2 protein-coding genes are annotated in these 2956 nt (G+C 75.0%); both read right to left on the bottom strand.

All coding sequences use genetic code 11. The annotated features are described in order from the left end of the window. Positions 1–139: 139 nt before the first annotated feature. Entirely contained in the window at positions 140–1969 is a 1830-nt protein-coding gene (locus L0B03_RS15965) for a phospho-sugar mutase (RefSeq protein WP_250447687.1), read from the bottom strand. A gap of 2 nt (positions 1970–1971) precedes the next feature. Further along, positions 1972–2817 (bottom strand): purine-nucleoside phosphorylase, encoded by an 846-nt coding sequence (locus L0B03_RS15960; RefSeq protein WP_250447685.1) that lies wholly within the window; start codon positions 2815–2817, stop codon positions 1972–1974. Positions 2818–2956 lie beyond the last annotated feature (139 nt).

Here is a 2956-nt window from a genome sequence, read left to right as displayed (position 1 = left end):
GCTTCGCCGAGGTGCGCCGCGAGGAGCAGCGGCTCCGCGAGCGCGCCTCCGGCGACGAGGGCGGCGCGGCACCGAGCTCCTAGAGGCTGCGCCGAGCTCCTAGCCCTTCACCCGGCGCGGCACGCCCACGGGCTGCGGCTCATCCCGCGAGCCCTAGGACTGCCGTGACGTCTGCGCGGACGGCGTCGAGCCGCTCCCGGGCCGTGCGCCGGGCCTCCCCGACGGGGTCGGCCGCCCGGGCGTCGTGCGACGAAGGGACCGGCACGATCACCTCGAGGTAGCACTTGACCTTGGGCTCGGTCCCGCTCGGCCGGATGATCACCCGGGTGCCGTCCTCGGCGACCAGGCGCAACCCGTCGGTGGGCGGCAGGCCCTCGGGGCCGTCGAGGTTCCCCAGGGACAGGTCGGTGGTCTCCACCACGGGGGACCCGGCGAGGGTCGCCGGCGGGTTCTGGCGGACCCGGGCCATCGTCGCGGGGATCTGCTCGAGGTCGGAGAACCGCGCCGAGACCTGGTCGGTGAGGTGCAGGCCGTGCTCCCGGGCGAGGTCGTCGAGCAGGTCCACCAGGGTGCGGCCCTCGGCGCGGACCCTGGCGGCGAGCTGGGCGAGGAGGAGGGCGGCGCTCAGACCGTCCTTGTCGCGGACCTGGGCCGGGTCCACGCAGTAGCCGAGCGCCTCCTCGTAGCCGAAGACCAGACCCTCGACCCGGGAGATCCACTTGAACCCCGTGAGGGTTGCACGGTGGGTCAGGCCATGACCCGCGGCGATCTTGCTGAGCAGGCGCGAGGAGACGATCGAGCTCGCCATGACGCCACCTTCGTGGGAGGACGCAGCGACCCGTCGGGCGACCTCCTCCCCGAGGAGGGCGCCGACCTCGTCGCCGTGCAGCATGCGCCAGCCCTCGGCCCGCGCGTCCCCGGGGCCCGCGTGGGTCATGGCGCGCGCGTCCCGCAGCGCGACCGCGCAGCGGTCGGCGTCGGGGTCGTTGGCGAGCACCACGTCGGCGTCGAGCTCGTGGGCCAGGGCGAGGGCCAGGTCGATCGCCCCCGGCTCCTCGGGGTTGGGGAAGGCCACGGTCGGGAACGTCGGGTCGGGCATGGCCTGCTCGGGCACGACGTGCAGGTCGCTGAACCCGGCGCCGCGCAGCACGAGCTCGGCCACCCGCCCGCCGACCCCGTGCAGCGGGGTCAGCACCACCCTCAGCTCGCGCGGGGTCTCGGGCTCGGCCAGGGCGTCGACCGCGGTGAGGTAGGCCTCGAGTATCTCCTCGCCGAGGACGGTCCAGCCGCTCTCGGTGCGCGGCACGGAGGCCACCGAGGGAACCTTGGCGATGTGGGCGGCGATCTCGGCGTCGTAGGGCTGCACGATCTGAGCGCCCTGGCCGCTGTCGGTCACCACCCGCCCGCCGAGGTAGACCTTGTAGCCGTTGTCCTGCGGCGGGTTGTGGCTCGCGGTGACCATGACGCCGGCGTCGGCCCCCAGGTGCCGGACGGCGAAGGCCAGCACCGGGGTGGGCAGGGCTTCGGGCAGCAGCAGGGCGTGCCCCCCCGCGGCGGTCACGACGGCTGCGGTGTCCCGGGCGAAGACGTCGGAGTTGTGGCGTGCGTCGTACCCGATGACCACGCGCGGGCCGGCCACGTCGAAGCCGTGCTCGGCCGACCGTGGGGGCAGGGCTTCGGTGAGGTAGCGGACGAGCCCGGCCGCGGCCCGGATCACGACGGACCGGTTCATCCGGTTCGGCCCGCCCCCCAGCGCTCCGCGCAGACCGGCGGTGCCGAACTCGAGGGTGCCTCGGAAGCGGTCGGCGAGCTCGGTGCGGGCCACGTGGCGCAGCTCCTGGTCCTCGCCGTCCTCGTCCTGGGCAAGGACGAGGAGCTCACGCAGGTGCTCCGCGGTGCGGTGGTCCGGGTCGTCGGCGATCCATGCCTCGACGGCCGAGGTCAGGTCGGGGGGCAGCGGCTCGGCCACGGTCAGATCCTTCCCGTGATGTCGGCGAGCAGTCGGCTGATCCGCGGCGCCGCAGCCTGGCCGGCCTCGATCACCTCGGCGTGGGACAGCGGCACGGGGCTGATCCCGGCGGCCTGGTTGGTCACCAGCGAGATGCCGAGCACCTCGAGCCCCACGTGCCGGGCTGCGATGGCCTCGATCGTCGTCGACATCCCGACCAGGTCCGCCCCGAGGCGGCCGGCCATGGTGACCTCGGCCGGGGTCTCGTAGTGGGGGCCGCGGAACTGGGCGTAGACACCCTCGGGGAGGCTGGGGTCGACCTCACGGGCCACGTCCCGCAGGCGCTGGGCGTACAGGTCGGTGAGGTCCACGAAGGTCGCACCCTCGAGGGGTGAGGTGGCCGTCAGGTTGAGGTGGTCGCGGATGAGGACCGGGGTGCCCGGTGCCCAGTCGGGGTGCAGGCCTCCGCACCCGTTGGTCAGGACGACGCACCGGGCCCCGGCCGCGGCGGCGGTCCGCACGCCGTGCACCACGCGGCGCACGCCCAGGCCCTCGTAGAGGTGGGTGCGTGAGCCGAGGACGAGGGCGTGCCGGTCGGTGCCGGCGAGGCGGACCGACCGGGTCGTCGCGACGTGGCCTGCCACCGCGGGCCGGCTGAAGCCGGGGATCTCGTGGCTCGGGATCTCGGCGACGGTCTCGCCGAGCAGCTCGGCGGCGGCCCCCCAGCCCGAGCCGAGCACCAGGGCGACGTCGTGCTGCGCCACCCCCGTCCGGTCGGCGATCATCGCCGCGGCCTCGCGGGCCACCTCGAGGGGATCGGTGGTCGGGTCGTCGATCGCCGGGGTGCCGGCTCCTCCGTGAGCGCTCATGCCCCGAGGCTATCGGCCCCACGGAGCGCCGGCTGGCCACCCACGGCACAATGGCCGGGTGACTGCGACGACCCCTGGCCTGGCCGAGCCCGCCACGACCCCCGAGGCCCCGGACGGCAGGCGGTCCCCGCGCGTCGTC

Origin of the sequence: Actinotalea sp. C106 (assembly GCF_023630195.1) — a bacterium.
Classification (GTDB): Bacteria; Actinomycetota; Actinomycetes; order Actinomycetales; family Cellulomonadaceae; genus Actinotalea.
This window is presented reverse-complemented; position numbering and strand designations above follow the sequence as displayed.